General features: G+C 62.2%; 15 protein-coding genes and 3 pseudogenes. 5 read left to right on the top strand and 13 right to left on the bottom strand.

What is annotated here, in order from left to right; genetic code table 11:
• Window positions 1-195: 195 nt before the first annotated feature.
• Window positions 196-414, top strand: a pseudogene (locus tag AC2VON_RS20125) (transposase); the annotation flags it as partial.
• Between the two features lie 94 nt (window positions 415-508).
• Here the strand turns inward: AC2VON_RS20125 and AC2VON_RS20120 are convergent.
• The 9 genes from AC2VON_RS20120 to AC2VON_RS20080 all read right to left on the bottom strand — a co-directional run bounded on the left by AC2VON_RS20120 (window position 509) and on the right by AC2VON_RS20080 (window position 8,574).
• Window positions 509-1,114: a MarR family transcriptional regulator gene (locus AC2VON_RS20120; protein WP_084027677.1), complete on the bottom strand. Its 606-nt coding sequence runs from the start codon at window positions 1,112-1,114 to the stop codon at window positions 509-511.
• Window positions 1,107-2,690, bottom strand: a complete 1,584-nt coding sequence (locus tag AC2VON_RS20115; RefSeq protein WP_486954504.1) for a pyruvate, phosphate dikinase — start codon at window positions 2,688-2,690, stop codon at window positions 1,107-1,109. The genes AC2VON_RS20120 and AC2VON_RS20115 overlap by 8 nt, the downstream gene beginning before the upstream one ends.
• Window positions 2,691-2,896: 206 nt before the next feature.
• Window positions 2,897-3,178: a lipoprotein LpqH gene (locus AC2VON_RS20110; RefSeq protein ID WP_464508625.1), complete on the bottom strand. Its 282-nt coding sequence runs from the start codon at window positions 3,176-3,178 to the stop codon at window positions 2,897-2,899.
• Window positions 3,179-3,538: 360 nt separating this feature from the next.
• The gene (locus AC2VON_RS20105) at window positions 3,539-3,820 is read right to left on the bottom strand and encodes a cytochrome C oxidase subunit IV family protein (protein WP_369689172.1); all 282 of its coding nucleotides are present in this window, start codon (window positions 3,818-3,820) and stop codon (window positions 3,539-3,541) included.
• The gene (locus tag AC2VON_RS20100; protein ID WP_464508620.1) at window positions 3,817-4,440 is read right to left on the bottom strand and encodes a cytochrome c oxidase subunit 3 family protein; all 624 of its coding nucleotides are present in this window, start codon (window positions 4,438-4,440) and stop codon (window positions 3,817-3,819) included. The genes AC2VON_RS20105 and AC2VON_RS20100 overlap by 4 nt, the downstream gene beginning before the upstream one ends.
• A 212-nt stretch (window positions 4,441-4,652) precedes the next feature.
• Window positions 4,653-5,288: a TetR/AcrR family transcriptional regulator gene (locus AC2VON_RS20095; protein WP_464508618.1), complete on the bottom strand. Its 636-nt coding sequence runs from the start codon at window positions 5,286-5,288 to the stop codon at window positions 4,653-4,655.
• A gap of 4 nt (window positions 5,289-5,292) precedes the next feature.
• Window positions 5,293-6,033: a hypothetical protein gene (locus AC2VON_RS20090; RefSeq protein ID WP_464508615.1), complete on the bottom strand. Its 741-nt coding sequence runs from the start codon at window positions 6,031-6,033 to the stop codon at window positions 5,293-5,295.
• Between the two features lie 13 nt (window positions 6,034-6,046).
• Window positions 6,047-7,696, bottom strand: coding sequence for a PEP-utilizing enzyme (locus AC2VON_RS20085; protein WP_464508612.1), 1,650 nt, complete (start codon window positions 7,694-7,696; stop codon window positions 6,047-6,049).
• Complete coding sequence (locus AC2VON_RS20080) at window positions 7,693-8,574, bottom strand: hypothetical protein (RefSeq protein ID WP_084027671.1); 882 nt, start codon at window positions 8,572-8,574, stop codon at window positions 7,693-7,695. Before AC2VON_RS20080 ends, AC2VON_RS20085 begins: the two co-directional genes overlap by 4 nt.
• Before the next feature lie 157 nt (window positions 8,575-8,731).
• On the opposite strand from AC2VON_RS20080, the gene AC2VON_RS20075 reads away from it, so the two are divergent.
• From AC2VON_RS20075 to AC2VON_RS20065, 3 genes are all read left to right on the top strand, one after another.
• Window positions 8,732-9,937, top strand: coding sequence for a cytochrome P450 (locus AC2VON_RS20075; protein ID WP_486954503.1), 1,206 nt, complete (start codon window positions 8,732-8,734; stop codon window positions 9,935-9,937).
• 157 nt (window positions 9,938-10,094) lie between these two features.
• Window positions 10,095-10,364 carry a hypothetical protein gene (locus tag AC2VON_RS20070; protein ID WP_139809214.1) on the top strand — a complete coding sequence of 90 codons (270 nt, stop codon included), beginning with the start codon at window positions 10,095-10,097 and terminating at the stop codon, window positions 10,362-10,364.
• 7 nt (window positions 10,365-10,371) lie between these two features.
• A complete protein-coding gene (locus AC2VON_RS20065) occupies window positions 10,372-10,761 on the top strand; it encodes an IS3 family transposase (RefSeq protein ID WP_369689507.1) in 390 nt (129 codons plus the stop codon).
• A 270-nt stretch (window positions 10,762-11,031) separates the two neighbouring features.
• On the opposite strand, the pseudogene AC2VON_RS20060 reads toward AC2VON_RS20065, so the two are convergent.
• A pseudogene (locus AC2VON_RS20060) lies at window positions 11,032-11,475 on the bottom strand (ATP-binding protein); the annotation flags it as partial.
• A 41-nt stretch (window positions 11,476-11,516) separates the two neighbouring features.
• Here AC2VON_RS20060 and AC2VON_RS20055 point away from each other — a divergent pair.
• Window positions 11,517-12,172, top strand: a pseudogene (locus AC2VON_RS20055) (IS3 family transposase); the annotation flags it as partial.
• A 271-nt stretch (window positions 12,173-12,443) separates the two neighbouring features.
• Here AC2VON_RS20055 and AC2VON_RS20050 read toward each other — a convergent pair.
• From AC2VON_RS20050 to AC2VON_RS20040, 3 genes are all read right to left on the bottom strand, one after another.
• Complete coding sequence (locus tag AC2VON_RS20050) at window positions 12,444-13,031, bottom strand: helix-turn-helix domain-containing protein (protein ID WP_139809215.1); 588 nt, start codon at window positions 13,029-13,031, stop codon at window positions 12,444-12,446.
• Window positions 13,032-14,779: 1,748 nt separating this feature from the next.
• A complete protein-coding gene (locus tag AC2VON_RS20045) occupies window positions 14,780-15,403 on the bottom strand; it encodes a Fic family protein (RefSeq protein WP_464508599.1) in 624 nt (207 codons plus the stop codon).
• Window positions 15,403-15,576: a hypothetical protein gene (locus AC2VON_RS20040; protein ID WP_486954502.1), complete on the bottom strand. Its 174-nt coding sequence runs from the start codon at window positions 15,574-15,576 to the stop codon at window positions 15,403-15,405. The genes AC2VON_RS20045 and AC2VON_RS20040 overlap by 1 nt, the downstream gene beginning before the upstream one ends.
• Window positions 15,577-15,600: the final 24 nt, after the last annotated feature.

The following is a 15,600-nucleotide window of genomic DNA, read 5'->3' as shown; positions in this document are numbered from 1 at the left end:
CCGAGACGAAGTCCGTCGCTTCCGCGCGCGATGGTCAACGCCCCACGCTCGCACGCGAACGTCGACGTGCGATCCGTTTCTCGCTCGCAGGAACGACCGTAGATAGCGTGTGCACGCTGTTACGCGTGCACGACGAATCGGCGGACAGCAACGCGCCAGGCTCCGCCGACTCGCTGATATACATCCTCCCCTAGGTGGTTGCGCGGCACCAACGAAAACACCAACGGGCTGCTGCGCCAATGGTTTGCCAAAGGCACCGACCTGTCAGTGTTCCCCGCCGACTACCTCGACTACGTCGCGGCCAAACTCAACGACAGACCACGCCAAACACTGGACTGGAAAACCCCCGCCGAAGCCTTTGCCGAACTACTGTCAGATCCCGGTAATCCACCCACTGTTGCATCCACCGCTTGAAACCGCCGGGTGAATGCCAGACACATCCACTCCGTCAGGAGGTCCTCCCACTTTCAAGCAGGCACGCCGTCAACAACCTCCCGGGTCACGACACCTAGGACGCGTGTCCCGCTTGGGCTTCCTCTTCGCGGGTTAGGCCCGAGGCGACAAGTAGTTCCTCGTGTAGTTCGAACCAAACGGTGTGATAGGAGTCGATGATCGGCCGAGTTAGCCAGATCGTGTCGCGGGCCTTGACCTTCTCCAGGGCTGAATTCAGTTTCTCGGCGTATGCGCTGAGTCGGGGCAGCTGCTTGGCCGCTGCGGTGATGATGGGCGACACTTGCTGGTGCACCTTGTCGAGGCGGGCCAACACGGCGGCGTCATACTCGCCGTCGTCGTGTAAGTTGGGTTCGCCGTCCTTGATCTGCCAGTCTGATACCAGCGCCTTGAACACCGCATTGACGCTGCGGAAATCGTCGTACGTTTTGGCCAAAGCGCTCTGGTCGATACCCGAACGCTCCTGCGCCAAAAGGGTATTGAGCCGTTCACGTCCGTCCGGGCTGATCCGAAGCGTCTTGCCCGAGATCAGCAGTCCGGCGTCGGTCAACTGAGTTAACGTCGCGGTCACGTCGGCGGGGTCTTCGCCCAGGGTGGCGTGCAGATCTACCTCGCTCACACGACCTTTGAGCCGGACAGCCTGTAGCACGGTCAACTCAGACATTGGCCAGCCCCTTCCTGTTGTCGTCCAGTCGCAGTGCAGTCAGCATAGTAATCAGCGGGTGCGGTGAGACGACGTCGGTGCGACCGGCAGCGAGTGCGCCGGCGACCCCCGCCGCGGAGGTATCGTCAAGCGACTCGTAGTCACCGCTGGCGTGAGCCCGGATCGGACTGACAAGACGCGCGATCTCGGTAAGCTCAACCAGGTCGGGCGAGTCGGTTTCGGACCATATGGTGCGTTGCAGGATGCCCTCGCGCACTTCGCCTTCGGAACCGTCAACCGTGATGAGCTTGCCGGCAAGCGCCGCGACCACTCCGGCGCCGCAGCCGACGACCGCGGGTCGGCCTAGCTCCCGGCTGACCACAGCCGCGTGCGAAGTCGCTCCACCGATCTCGGTGACGATCCCCCGAGCGGCCAGCATGCCCTGCACATCGTCAGGGCTTGTCGCCTTGCGGACCAAGATAACGTCTTCACCATCTTCGGCGGCGTCGATGGCTTCGTCGACGTCGGAGTAAGCCTTGCCTGACGCTACGCCTGGGCACGCCGGCAAGCCCTTGGCCAAAAGTGTTGCCGCTACCCGAGTTTCCGGTTGCAACGATGGCATGAGCAACGTCTCGACGTGTCCTGGCGTCACGCGGCGCAACGCCTCCGCGTCATCGACCAATCCTTCGTGGCGCAACTGTAACGCCAGCCGCACGGCGGCCTGCGCTGACCTTTTGGCTGCCCGCGTCTGCAGCAACCACAATTTGCCCTCTTCGACGGTGAACTCGAGGTCCTGCACGTCGGCGCCAAGCCGCTCCAGCGTCCGCGCCGAGGCCATGAGCTGCTCATAGACGACCGGTTGTTCTGCGCACAGCGCGGTGATGGGTTGCACGTCGACGTTACCCGACACTACGTCCTCGCCCTGGCCGCCGGGCAGCCATTCACCGAACGGCTCGTTAGCTCCTGTCATCGGGTTGCGCGAAAATAGAACGCCGGTGCCCGAGTCGCGCGCGAGGTTGCCGAATACCATCGCCTGGACGACGACCGCGGTGCCGGCCGCGTCATCCAAGCCATGATGTGCGCGGTAGGTGAGAGCCCGCGGGCTGTTCCACGACGCAAAAACGGCCTTGATCGCCGTGCGCAACTGCACCCACGGATCTTGGGGTACCGCGACGCCGTCGTCGCCACCCAATACGATGCGCCGGTACATATCGACGAAGCGGCTGCGGGTGTCATGGGCGAACTCCGCGGATGCGGCGGCCGCAAGCGCTTCCTCGACGGCATCGTCGATACCCAGGTCAAGAACGGTGTCCATCATCCCGGGCATCGACTGTGCGGCGCCGCTGCGCACACTAACCAACAGCGGCCGGGGACCGTGTCCGAACGTGCGTGACGTCTCTGCCTCGAGCCACTGCATCTTCTCGCGTATCTCGTCCCAGATACCGCCCAGGCAGTGTGGGTCTGCGAAAAACCTCGCACATACCTCGGTGGTAATACAAAATGCTGGCGGGACCGCCAAGTCCTGCCGGCGCATGGAATTAATGCCATATCCCTTGTTGCCCAGGACGTCGCGGGGCAGGTCCGTATGACCGTCCAACGCTACAACCGCGGGACACTCTTCACCCCTTGTTTTTGACACGAGATTAGACTCTAATCGCTGGGTTCCCTTGTGTCACCATGCTGGCCACCGTCCCCATTTACCGCTCTCATTTGCCACGGAGCCCAGACTTTCCCGAACCAGCACGCAGTCAATGCGTTTGGCGCTCCAATGGCCGTATTGCCGTGCCCCACAGAAGAGCCGGACTAGCAGGACACCTTTATCGCGAAGGGCGTTGAAGTTCTGGTGCTGGGTTGGTCGGCCTTGAATCCATCAGCGGGGCCGGTGATTGCGTAGGTGCTGCCAATCATGTCGACGTGGGCGCTGCCTTGTAGGTTTTCCCAATAGCTGCCCGTGACACCGCAAAAGTTGTCAATGCTGACCGACTCGACCGTGAGCTTGTCCGCATAGTCCACAACCGCCGTGACACCTGCGGAGTCGCGACTGCTTGTGATGGTCGCGGCGAATTCTTCCGTTGTGCACCCCACGCATACGTCGTAGCCGTCGGATCGTCACCGATAGTCACCTGCGCGGTATCCCGGGGAAGCTCACCGTGCAGGAGCGGCGGCGGGGAGGCGAAGACGAGCACCCAGCGAGGCTGTTGAGCAGAACCAACAGGGCACCAGGGACGGCGGTCAATCGGTTCTGCCAAACCTCACGGCTCATTTTCGTTCAAGCCCCACATCGGCCCCCTCAGGCTAAATGTCGTCTGCATGAGAGAGACTTCTCCGGCCAGTAGCATGTCGACCACGACCTGACGAGGACCAGGCTCGCATACGATCGTTGTGCGCAAGCAGATACAGCAGCTTTGCAAGTCGCGCATTAGCCTCGATCCACCGATCTAAGCTTTAGGCGAATAGATACATCATGCTGAGCAGCAGGAGCAGGGCAGCACAGTAGGCCTCGAAGATTCCTCGCAGCGCCCAAGGCGCGTCGCGCAACTCCATGAAGTACAGCCCCACGAGGCGAACCTTGAACACGGCAACCAGGACGATCACCAGGCTCGCCGGCACGTGGTTGGCACCGCCGAGCCCGTGCTGTGTTCCCAACATCCACGAGACCACGGTCAGGGCCACAAGTATTAGCCAGGCGACCGAGGCGTTGGTACGAACAATACCTTTCATCATCATCGCACCAGGAAGAGTAGGGGGAAGATGACAATCCACAACAGATCCACCATGTGCCAAAAACAGGCGCCTCCCTCAAAGAAGGCGATGTGTGTGGACGTCGGCTGGGGCTTGCGTGCTAGGCGCGATAGGCCCGTCAGTACCAGTAGTCCGATAACGACATGCGCCAGATGCAGGCCGGTGAGCACAAAATAGTACATAAAGAACTCGTTGGTGCTCGGTGTGATTCCGGCACTGACCTTCTCGTGGTACTCGATGACCTTGACGATTACGAAGCATGAGCCGACAAGTGCCCCTGCGACGGTCAACCGTGAGGCCAAATGCCGCAGTCGCTCATTACGGAACGTGCGCGCCGCAAAAACGATCAGGATAGAGCTGGTCAACAGGATGAGGGTATTGAGAGCCCCAAATGTCCGGTTCAGTTGGTCCTGCGATGTGGCGAAGAGCGCTTCGTTTTGTCCGCGATGATCGAGATAGACGGTGAACAACACCGTGAAGACGACCATATCGCCGAACAGCAGAACCCAGATGCCCGGCTCACCTGGCACATGCCGGACTCGGGTGGAGCGCGGTTTGCGAGTACCGGCTTTAGACGTATGGACCATGTTGTTGGACAACGACATTGGTGGCCTCTCTGCCGCGCGCTGACGTTGCGAGGACGCTTACCGATTTCGGAACGGGTCGTCTCGCACAGTAGTTGGGGTCGAATTGCATAGTCAAACGATCTGCGCTAGAGGGATGAAGGGCCGTCCGATAGTTGATACCTAACGTTGTCGTCTCCCTGACTTTCTGGAGGCGACGACGGGTTTGTGGGCATGCCGATGCGCCGCGGCAGCTAAATCCTCTTCCAGTCGTAGAGGGTGTCCCAGTAGATGTCGGTGAACGACTCCAGTAGCGCCTCGAATCGCGTGGCATCGGCGTGGCTGATGAGCTGGTAGAGCCCACGCTCTGTCATCCACAGCAGCCAAGCGGCCATCGTGTCGGGGTCGCGGTCGGGGCGGGCGAAGGCGTGGGACTGCGCTTGGCGGATGTGGTTGGCTAGGGAGGCGGTGGCATCGCTCATCAACTCCTGGAACCGCGTGTGCATCCCGTCGTCATAGGAAGCGGCCTCGACTGCAGCGCCCCACACATGGCGGTGCGGGAGGAAGACGCTAAAAATCTCCCGGAATGCTTCGCGGAGTTCATCTTTGGACGCTGTTGGGGGTAGTTCCCACCATGGTGTGGCGTGCGCGGTCAGGTCGACGACCAGATCTTCGAAGAACTCCTGCAGCAGCGCACTCTTGTCGTTGAAGTAGACGTAGAAGTTCGAGCGACCTATACCCGCGGCGGCTACGATTCGGTCGATGGACAAGTCGGTATAGCGCTCACCGTCGGCGAGCATCGCTTCGACGCCCCGCAGCAACTGTTCCTGCATCTGGCGGCGGCGCTCTTGTTTGGTGCGCCGGGGCGTTCGCTTGGTAACCGACGCCAAAATACTAGTCCTCTGGACGGTTCGGGATTGGGTGCCGTTCCTCGGCGTCGAGGTGCTGATGTATGGGTTGGTGACGTGCCGCGGTGGCGGTGAGCACCATCATAACCACGATCCAGGCGAAGAAGTCGATGGCCGGCAGCCACCACGAGATCAGACCATCCCAGGCGAACGGGCCGGTCTTGACGAAGACGAGCATGACGGGCGGAACCTGCACCAGCGCAACGAATATGCTGAGGTATCCTGACCACCGCGGGAAGACGGGCTCGGGCGTGACGTCGGAAAGTATGGCCAGCCCGACCGCGATGGCCCACGCGACGTAGGGCACGAACCCGCCAATGAAAATCATCCATCCCACATCGTTGAGCAGCCGGAGAAACTCGGCCGGGCGCTCTGGTCTGAATGCCGCTGTCCACCACAGCATCACCGGTAAGTCGATGATCAACACGGCCGCGGACACGCTGGCAATCTGCACATAACACAAGGCACGCGAGGCGCCCGCGATCCGGCGAGTCTGATGCGCTAGCTCGGCTCCGTAGAACAGAAACAGGATAGTCGCCACAAAGACCAGAACTAGTCCCACTCGGATCGCATTAGTGTGCTCGCGGAAGATCGCGGCGATCTGTTCAGCCGAGTCTGCCGGACTCGGCGGAGGCACAAAATCAGCAAATGGCACCATCCCCACTACAAACAGCGTGACGAACGGAATGCCGCTCCAGGCGAACCAGGTATCCGCCTTTCGGCTCACGACCGCGCCTTTCTCATGCGGGGGTACCTCGCGCGGCGACCCGTTCGAGGATGTCAATCCGCCCGGTGGTGCCATCGACGCGGCATCGGTCCCCCGTCACCAGGACGCGCGTGCCGATGCCGGTGTTGGCGACGCACGGAATCCCCAGTTCGCGGGCGACCACCGCGGCATGGCTGAGTGTTCCACCGATATCCATGACAAGCCCGGCCGAAAGGAACATGACCGCCGCCCAGCTGGGATCGGTGGTGCGAGCGACCAGGATCTCACCGTCCTCGATGTCGATGTCATCGGGTTCGGTCACCACCCGAACCGGGCCTTGCACGACGCCGGGACTGGCACCGATCCCCTCGATGACTTCAACCGAGTGGCTGAGGGAGTCGATCAGCCGCGGTTCGGGTGCACCTTCCCACTTCACCGGAAGCTCGAATCGTTGGAACTCCCGATGGCATCGACGCCGGAACTCGACCCGCGAGCGCGCCTGATCCCATTCACTGTCCCGAATCTCTTCGCGGGTCAGAAAGAAAATGTCTTCTGGGTCGTCGATGACCCCCTGGGACGCGAGTAGGTGCCCAACCCGCCGGGCAGCCGCACGGGCGACATCGAGGCTTTGCAGGAACGCGACCTTCCCGACACCGCGTAGCGGGATGGCGCGGCTGGCCAGGGCAATGACGGCCCGCGCCTTGAGTCGCTGCGCGCCGCCCAGAGACGCCAGCAGTTCCCGCTTCTCGCGTTCGCGTTGAGCGCGGAATTCCCGTTCCCGCTCGCGGGGATCAGCGTCCTCGCCGCGTGCAGTGTAGGCGGCGAGCATGCGCTGCAGCGGGGCGCGGTCTTCACGCCAGACCCGCCCGGAGATCTCTCCCTCGTGTGGGCCGTGATACCCGTGCCGATCGAGGAACGTCGCGAGGTCGAGGTTGCCCCGCGAACACGCCCACAGATCATGAACGAAGCGTGTTTCCTCGTGATCGCCTACTCCTGAGAGCAGGCCCGCTCCGACACCCGCAGCATCGATCAACGCGCTCAGCTGGTCATGGGCCAGCTGCACGACCGCAAACGTCGTCAACATGTGCAGGTACGCGTTGCGGAAGAAACGGTCCGCCGCGGTCTCCAAGATGTGCTGCGCCCGCACCAGATCGGCACCGTCAACGCGTCCGATCTCCGCACGCCACCACCGGTCGGTCTCAGTCCGCGCCCGCCGGATCAGGCGCGGCGCCCGGGCGGTGATGACCGGGACACGGGTCGCCGCCCGCAGATAGTACCGGCGTTCGGGGCGACTCACATAATTGTCGGGAGTCGCAGCGAACAGCGACTCGGCAACCTCGGCGCCGCTGGTTCCGGGAAGCCGCTCGCCCATCGCCAGGAAGAAGTCAGCCCGTAGCGCAGCGCGCCCGTAGAAGACGCTCATGATCCGGTCGTGTTCGCCGGCCGGTCCGTGCACTTCCGGCCCGGTGAGAACGCCAAACGCGGCGAACGTCTTGCGCATACCCAAGTCGCTGGCCGGCCCCCAAATGCTCCATCCCAACGGCGTGACGACACCCGGCATCGCCTCGGCGACATTCACCGTCGTCCACAGGGTGCCCGCGGCCGACGAACTGTGCCGCGGATCGCGCCGCAACTCCAGCTCATCGCGTGGCTGCCCGATGCCGCCCTGACCGTTAGTGGTCATATGATCCGCCGTACCCAGTGGCCGACGATTCCCTCACCCGCTGACCCCCACGCGTCGAAGTTGTCGTACTCGCTCCACGACGTCATCGCTGGCGCGGTCGTCGCCGGACCCTGCGGAAACCAGATCGGACAATACTGACGGCTCACCCGGGAGATCGTTCGCTGGCTGCCGTCCTCGAACACCAGGTCAGCCTTCAACAGCATGTTCGGGTCGAACGTGAACTGCAGGTCCGTAAGTCGCAAGGCGCCGTCGTCGCTGAGGATGAAACCATCGGTGACCGCGTTACCGTCGGAGGTCACATTGCGAATGGCGGTGAAGTCGAAGTCGTCGAAGGTCGCGCAAAAACCCACCCCTTCGATCCACTGCCGCGGCTCGTCGCGGAAGCCGAACGTCCGGTCCCGCACACCGCGGCAAGCAGTCTCCGACGTCGTGCCGCCAAACGTGATCAACGCAGCAACATCCACACCCTGCTGATAGTGCTGCAGCGTCGACTCCTTCACCGTGCCCAGCACGGCGTTGGTGGTGTAGTCGGCTACACAATAGCGCAGGGTGTAATCGATCGTCGCCGAGATTCCGGGGGCGTCGACCCTAACCTTGCCCCGCGGGTCGAAGTCAATCGAGTCGCTGGTGAAGCTCCCCGGCTCGAGTGGCTCTTGAATCTCCACCACCCGGCCGTCGCGCCACACGGTGAAGCGCGCCCGCCGGCCTTCGCTGTTAGGCGACGTCGAGACGTGCGCCTCGCCATACAGGGGCGCTGGACCGCTCAGCGACCAGAACGACAGGTAGGCATTGTCGCGGTAAACGGGATCGTCTGGGCCCGCGGCACCAGGATGGGAGCGCTCGCCAATCGGTCCCCACTCGGTCTGCGTAGTCGGCATGGAACACCTTTCGACATCGGTCAGCAAGGACCCTCGGAGGCCCACGCCTCGCACCCTACACGCTATCTGGACTCATAATCTGGATACAGTGTCCAACTTACTGCTAGCGTGAGGCAACACCCATCGGCACCCAGATCGTTTGGATGAGGAGAATTCAATGACAGCAACCACACGGTCAGTTCCGGTGATCGATTTCGACCACCACTCGGAGCAATTCGCTCGCGACCTCGAAGGCCGAGCACGCAATCTGCTCGACCACCCGATCGCCTACACGGAGAGCAACGGCGGACACTACGTCGTGGCCTCGCACGAACTGGTCCGGCAAGTGCTGCTCGACCCAGGGACCTACGCGTCGGGGCGCACCGCCGACGGCGCCGGCGGCCTGTTCATTCCGTCGTTTCCGATTCCCTTGCCAGGCGGGGCGTTGCTGCCTGCCGAGTCAGACCCGCCCCGCCACACCGATCTGCGCAAGATCCTCAACCCCTTTTTCACCCGGTCCGCCTGCGATGCGATGCGATCCCAAATCGAGGCCATCGTGGCCAAAGCCATCGATGACATCGTTGCCAAAGGCGAGTTCGACGTCGTCTACGACCTGGGCCATGTCGTGGGACCGACGACGATGATGACCTACCTCGGATTCCCGCTGGAGCTGCGTGATCGCTTCATCGACGCGATCCGCACCGGATACATGCGCAAACCCGGCGACGACGACGTTAGCGACCTGCTGGAGCTGGCGACAATGGTCTTCGGCGTCGTCAACGACAAACGCACCAACCCCACCGACGACGTTGCCAGCAAGCTGATCCACCACGACGAAGCGAACTTCTCCGACGTAGAACTCGTCTCACTCCTGGTCACACTGCTGTTCGGCGGCTTCGAAACAACCGAGTCACTGATCGCCAATACCTTGATTCACCTCGACAATGATCGCGCCCTGCGCCAACGCCTCATCGACGACCCCTCGCTCATCCCGGGAGCCGTCGACGAATTCCTGCGGGTGATCACCCCCGAGACCACCACCGCCCGCCGGGTGACACGCGACGTCGAGCTCGGTGGTGTGCAGCTGAAGGAGGGCGAATTCCTGCTGCTGGTGCTCACCGCGGCCAACCACGACGATGCCGTCTTCGAGGCACCCGTGACCATCGATCCGAACCGCAAGCTCAGCCAAAGCATGGCATTCGGGTTCGGTGTCCACCGCTGCATCGGCGCCATTATCACCAAGATCGAAAGCGTCGCCATCCTCGAGCAATTCCTCCCGCGCATCCCCGACTACTCACTGCATATGGACCGAGCCAAGCGATTCCCTGACCTGTCTGCGGCCAACGGCTGGCTCAATATCCCCGCCTCGACCAATCTCCGCTAGGAGCCCGTGCGGTGCACAGTTCGTCAGCGGCCGACACGCTGTGGATGACGGTCAACGTGTCGGAGGCGCTGCCGAATGTCACGACGCCGCTAGGTTGGAGTGTGTGGGGTCCCGCCCTTGACGGCTGCAGTCACGGCGTTCGGTGTCCTCACTCCGTATGAAGCCACCGGCCCGCAGGGCGAACACGATCGCATCATCAGCATTTTCTAAGGCCGCGCTGCGCGCTGACTTCATGCTGGAGATGGATGAGCGGCTGCCCGGCGCGACCGGCGTCGACTTGGCGAAGGCGCTGTCGACGCTCGACGCTGGAGTCATCGAGGGCACCCTGAGCGTGGAGCCCGACGAACTCGCCGCGGCTCACGAACGCATCGCGCAACTCGATGCAGAGTTAGCCCTGACCCAGGGATGCCTGCGAGCTGTTCGATGAGCAGGAGGTGGTGCCCCCAAAACGCCGACGCGCGATCGCTAGGGGGCTGGTCGCGCGAGGGCACTCAGCTCGATCTGCTTGTCGGATAACAGGATTAGCGCGATCCTTGCTGCAGTACCACCGCAGACGCCCTGCTCCGGATCGTGAGGTGCGCCGCCTGATTGTGGCTGACACGATCACTGAGATCCATCAACGTTCTCGTGGCACCTACGGGCGCCGACGGATCCGGGCGGCGCTATTGGCCGATTACGAGATTTACGTCAGCCGGTGCTTTGGTGGCTCCCCGACGGCCCGCCGCGGGCGCCGTAGAGGTCGCCGCTTTTCGGATAGGCCGCTATTGCGTCGCCAGGCGGTGCGTGTCGAAGCCGGTGATTTTCTTGAAACCTTTGCGCCATAAACGGATCTTGCCCGGTATTGCTCGCCGCCGCACATGAGACGTGGGTAACTGCAGCATTGAACGCGCAGCGGCGCTCAGCGCCGAGCTAGTGCGATGTGATAGCTGTGGGCGTCTGCGCACGCGGCGCACAGCGTCTTGAATCGGTAGCTGCTCATCGGTAGCTGCTCTTTTGAAGTCGGCCTGATTCTCCACAAAGTTCGCAAGTGTCAATGGCCAAGTAGAAGTCCCCGCTGGTGGCCAGATAGAAGCCCTCACCCCGTGCGGTGATTCTTAGGTTGGTTGTGGGTTCTCCTTTCGGTGTTGGGCGTCCTTCATGCGGTAGGACTGGCCGTCGGTGATGACCACGGTGGCGTGGTGCAAGAGGCGGTCCAGGATGCTGACTGCGGTGGTCTGCTCGGGCAAGAAGCGGCCCCATTCTTGGAATGGCCAGTGCGAGCCGATAGCCAGGGAGCGGCGTTCATAGGCGCCGGCGACGAGCCGGAACCGCAGTTGCGTTGCGGTGTCGTCGAGTGGGGCGAAGCCCAACTCGACGAGGATGATCAGATCGACGTGCAGCAGGGATTCGATGATCTTGCCGACGGTGTTGTCGGCTAGGCCGCGGTAGAGGGTTTCGATGAGGTCGGCGGCGGTGAAGTAGCGGACTTTGTGCCCGGCGTGGATGGCTGCGACCCCGAGGCCGATCAGGGTGTGAGACTTGCCGGTGCTGAACCGCCCCGGCATGTCCGGAGACTCCGCTTCTTGGGAAGGATGGAGTCATGCCAGCGAATTCGTCGAGGAGGTACCCGCCGGAGCTGCAGGAGCGGGCGGTGCGGATGGTCGCCGAGATCCGCGAGCAGCATGAGACCGAGTGGGCGGCTATGCGCGCGGTTTCGGAGCTGCTTGGGGTCGGCACCGCCGAAACAGTGCGCAAGTGGGTTCGCCAGGCAGAGATTGACGACGGGTCGCGTGCCGGCGTATCGAGCGAAGAGTCCGCTGAACTCAAACGGTTGAAGCGTGAGAACGCAGAACTCAAGCGCGCCAACGCAATTCTGAAGACTGCCTCGGCTTTCTTCGCGGCCGAGCTGGACCGGCCACACCACTAGTCTGTCGATTCATCGCCGATCATCAGGGCCGCCGCGGGGGTCCTGATGGTTTGCGGTGGGGTGTCCAGTCAATCTGCGCCGCGCTCATCGAACTCGGCGTCCAGATCGCCCCTTCGACCTACTACGACCAGGTGAACCGTGCGCCCAGTCGCCGCGAGGTCCGCGATGAGGAACTCAAAGAGCACATCCGGCGGATCCACGCCGTCAACTACAGGGTCTACGGCGCGCGCAAGGTGTGGCTGGCGCTTAACCGCAAAGGCGTCGCAGTGGCACGCTGCACCGTCGAGCGGCTGATGGCCGAACTCGGGCTCTCGGGGGCGGTTCGCGGCGCGCGCGCAATTTTTCTTCCGAATCGCCGATAATCGACAACTATGTCGCCGACCGGACCTCGTCATTCGCTACTCCCCGACTAGCAGGACCCGGGTGTAGGTGCCACCGCGCGCGGCCGCGGCCCCTATCTAGGTGCGCAGCTTGTTCCACGGCTGAGGCACCTTCGGTGCGGTGGACCCGCGATAGCGCGCCGGTGTAGTCAGCAATGTGGTGGGTTCCCTGCTGAGGTGTTCGGGGGCCCGTTCGTGGCGCCTTCGGTGGGCCGTAGGTTCACCAGCGCCCGAGGTCGGCGATGAATCCGGCAACTAACGCCGGGTCGCCGCCGCCGGCCAGGTGCTCGATCGCGGTGCGGTCGTCGAAGTCGGGTTGCGGGGTGTGCATGAATATATCCAGAACCGCGGGGGTGATGCCCCGTGGTATCGCGCGCACGATCGCGTCCAAGCCTGGAAGCAGGTCGTCACCTAGGAACTGCCAGCGCGGGATACGTCGACTCCCTTGAAGATCGAAGGCCCATAACGCTTTTCCGGTGATGCGCCGCGCCACCTGGGAGCGGTCGACGCCGAGCATCGCGGCGGCTTCCTTGATGCTGACCGATCCTGAGAGCGCGCTGCTGAGTTGGCGCACCGCAATGCGGGCGCGGGTCCGACGTTCGTCATCGGCCGACCAGGCGTCGATCACGGATGCTGCCTGGGGTTCGACGCGCATGCGCAGGAAATCCACTTCTGTCGCCGACAGGGTGGTTGCCCAGGGGATGGCCGCAAAGGCGGAGTCCAGCTCGTCCAGGACCTCGTCGACGGTCAGATCAATCTGATGTTTAGCCAACAGCGCACCAAGCGCGCGACCCGTCGACTCATCCACCCTGCACAGGGTAGCGCGGCGATGCGGGGATGTGTGGATGTGATCGGACGATGCATGTCTGGGTCCTCCCTGAGCCGTCACAGCCTCGTATGTAATCCAGGGTTGGGATTTACATGTCCAGCCTGCTCACCGTCTGGGGCTACGTCGACAGCGGCGAGCGCTGCCGGTGCGCATGTCACCCGCGGCTACCCGAATCCGCGTTCAGCCAGAACGGCTGACTAGCAATGCGTTTCGCGGCACGATCGAAATCCGCCACCATCAAGCGAGACAGCTCCAGGCGTACTCGTATCCGACGTGGGCACGCTCAGTTGCGCACCAATAAAGTCCCGAATAGTTGCGCTGACCCAAATACCACGGAAGTGTCCGCCACGCTCTACCTCGCGCCACAGCGTCAGCATCAAGCTCAGGCCAATCGACCACGATCTCTGAGCCGCCTAAAGTCTTATACGACGCGTGTATGTAATCGCGGGAGAGTTTTTTCATCGACGACACCATCCATTCCAAGCAACTTCGGCTTGTTGATGGCGCGCGCAGCTTGACCAGGCATGGAAGCGTCGTGGTGAATTTGTGATGCATTTGCAGATAGAGCGCGATATGGTGGTCGCTTTCCAAGGCACTAAAAAGCAAAGCGGTTATGTCCACGAATTCTAGAGTCAGCTGACCCATCCGGAACCACGGCGTCCGGCGCCTAAACTCTAAAGCACAAAAAATGCAAACAAATCTAAAGCGCACGAAAGGTAGACAGGGTAATATGCAATCCATGGCACCAGATACAAGCGCCATTCAGGTGCCGACCCCAACCCACGACAAGCTCGCTGCGCAGGCTCGCCAGCGCGGCTCTCCTCGAAGACCTAGCTGAACAGGCTGAGCGACAAGCCGCATTCGCGGCTGAGCGCACAGCCACCATGGCCGACACGGACAGGTCCGGGATCCAAGACGAGGACCTGAATTGGGACACCACCACAGGTGATGGCATTCAGTGACACACGGCGCGCGCGCTTCGGCTGGTTACACACAGAGCAGACCGACCTGGGAAACCAGCGAAACGCCGGCCGGCAGCGTCGCCGGCAACGCTCGTCGGAACCAGCTTCTTAAAGCAATTCGGGGCAAATGCTTCAGCAAGACATTGCAACACCGAGAATTGGCTCGGGCCCCACAGCGCGGCGCTCGCTGCCCGAAACTTCAACTCCGTTCCAAGGATTCGCATACACCGAAGGGCCGGGTTAGCTCTTTTTGAAGTTGCCTGATGCACGCTTCTGCCGGTCTCGGCGAACAACGACTCCTGGGATCCTCGAGGACTTTGCGACGAATTACAAGACTTCCCCGTATTCGCGAGCACGGCGAGCACAAATCCAACCTCGATCCGATACAGGCGGTATCAAGCCCTACTAATTCGGGGCCATCGTTGATCACCCGACGCTCGGATACCCATCGGATGACGTAGATGTCGGAAACTACGTCGAATAGCCAATCACTCCGGTCGGTTTAGAGGCGAAGTCACCACATTCAATTCGGGAGGGCTACGGTCCCCCAGCGACAATCGGCATTATTCATGAAATTAGTCTGCATATTGCAGCAGATGAAGCCCGATCAGCTGCGCGGAAACGGGTCAGCATTCAGGGCCCCTCCCCTAGCTGCCTTCACCTTCTCGCCGCGTCACGACAGGGGCGACCGATGAAGTCGGATATGCAGCCTTACCGGTAAACGCCGCCGCGTTTTGAATTACGTTGTGTAACAGGGTATTTCAGTTATGCTTCGATAGGCTCCACACCAATGAAAGCCGCTAGATCGGCCACGTCGCGGTGTCCGTCGTAGGCCCGAAGCAGCTCGATATACCGCGTCTTGTCAAGGTCCCAGTCGTACTGCAACTGGGTGGGATTCTGAGCTGCCGCGAACACGAGGTCAGCGAGAAACCTTGTGGTGCGCCCATTTCCGTCCACGAAAGGATGGATTCGCACGGTTTCGGCATGCACGACGATGCCCAGTTGCCGAGGCGTCCAGTCCTCGGTTCGTTCCCACCGGTAAGCAATAGTGTCGAGCGCGTTTCGGAGCTCAACGGCAATCTGCTCAGGCGCGACGCCGATGTTGAGCTCTAATCTCCGCCACCGGCCGGCCCAGTTCCATGCCGGGCCGAACAGTCGCGCATGGAGACCGCGCACGAAGTAGTCGCTGAGAAGCTCATTGAGCGGCAACGAGCCGTCGAGCGCCGACGGCATCAGTTCATCGAACAGCCAATCCTGAAGACCCTGTTCGAGATCATAGACGGCAGCGCGCGTGACCGGCTTGTCGAGGACCTCGACGACCTCCGGGAGCAGGGCAGTGAGTTCGTCATGCGGAAGTGGAGTCTCACCGTAGCCCGGCGTCAGCGGCATCAGCGCTTAGGTGACTGCTGCTTCGCGATGTAGGCCTTCACGCTGGCCGACCGGCTGTAACCAGCGGGAACCACCCTGCCTTCCAACTTGGCCGAGGCCTTCGTGGCGCGCACCCCCGCCTTCTTGACGGCAGCCTTTGACACGACCACCTTCTTGGGTGTCCGACGTTCCACAGCTGCACCTCCTCAAACTCAAAG

The organism is Mycobacterium sp. TH-M82, from assembly GCF_057473605.1.
The sequence above is the reverse complement of the archived record's forward strand: the minus strand, read 5'-3'. Positions and strand labels throughout refer to the sequence as shown.

Coding starts and splice junctions, on each gene's coding strand:
- AC2VON_RS20120 (WP_084027677.1), bottom strand. CDS start 1,114: ATGTCTGAGTTGACCGTGCTACAGGCTGTCCGGCTCAAAGGTCGTGTG.
- AC2VON_RS20105 (WP_369689172.1), bottom strand. CDS start 3,820: ATGATGATGAAAGGTATTGTTCGTACCAACGCCTCGGTCGCCTGGCTA.
- AC2VON_RS20100 (WP_464508620.1), bottom strand. CDS start 4,440: ATGTCGTTGTCCAACAACATGGTCCATACGTCTAAAGCCGGTACTCGC.
- AC2VON_RS20085 (WP_464508612.1), bottom strand. CDS start 7,696: ATGACCACTAACGGTCAGGGCGGCATCGGGCAGCCACGCGATGAGCTG.
- AC2VON_RS20080 (WP_084027671.1), bottom strand. CDS start 8,574: ATGCCGACTACGCAGACCGAGTGGGGACCGATTGGCGAGCGCTCCCAT.
- AC2VON_RS20075 (WP_486954503.1), top strand. CDS start 8,732: ATGACAGCAACCACACGGTCAGTTCCGGTGATCGATTTCGACCACCAC.
- AC2VON_RS20070 (WP_139809214.1), top strand. CDS start 10,095: ATGAAGCCACCGGCCCGCAGGGCGAACACGATCGCATCATCAGCATTT.
- AC2VON_RS20045 (WP_464508599.1), bottom strand. CDS start 15,403: ATGCCGCTGACGCCGGGCTACGGTGAGACTCCACTTCCGCATGACGAA.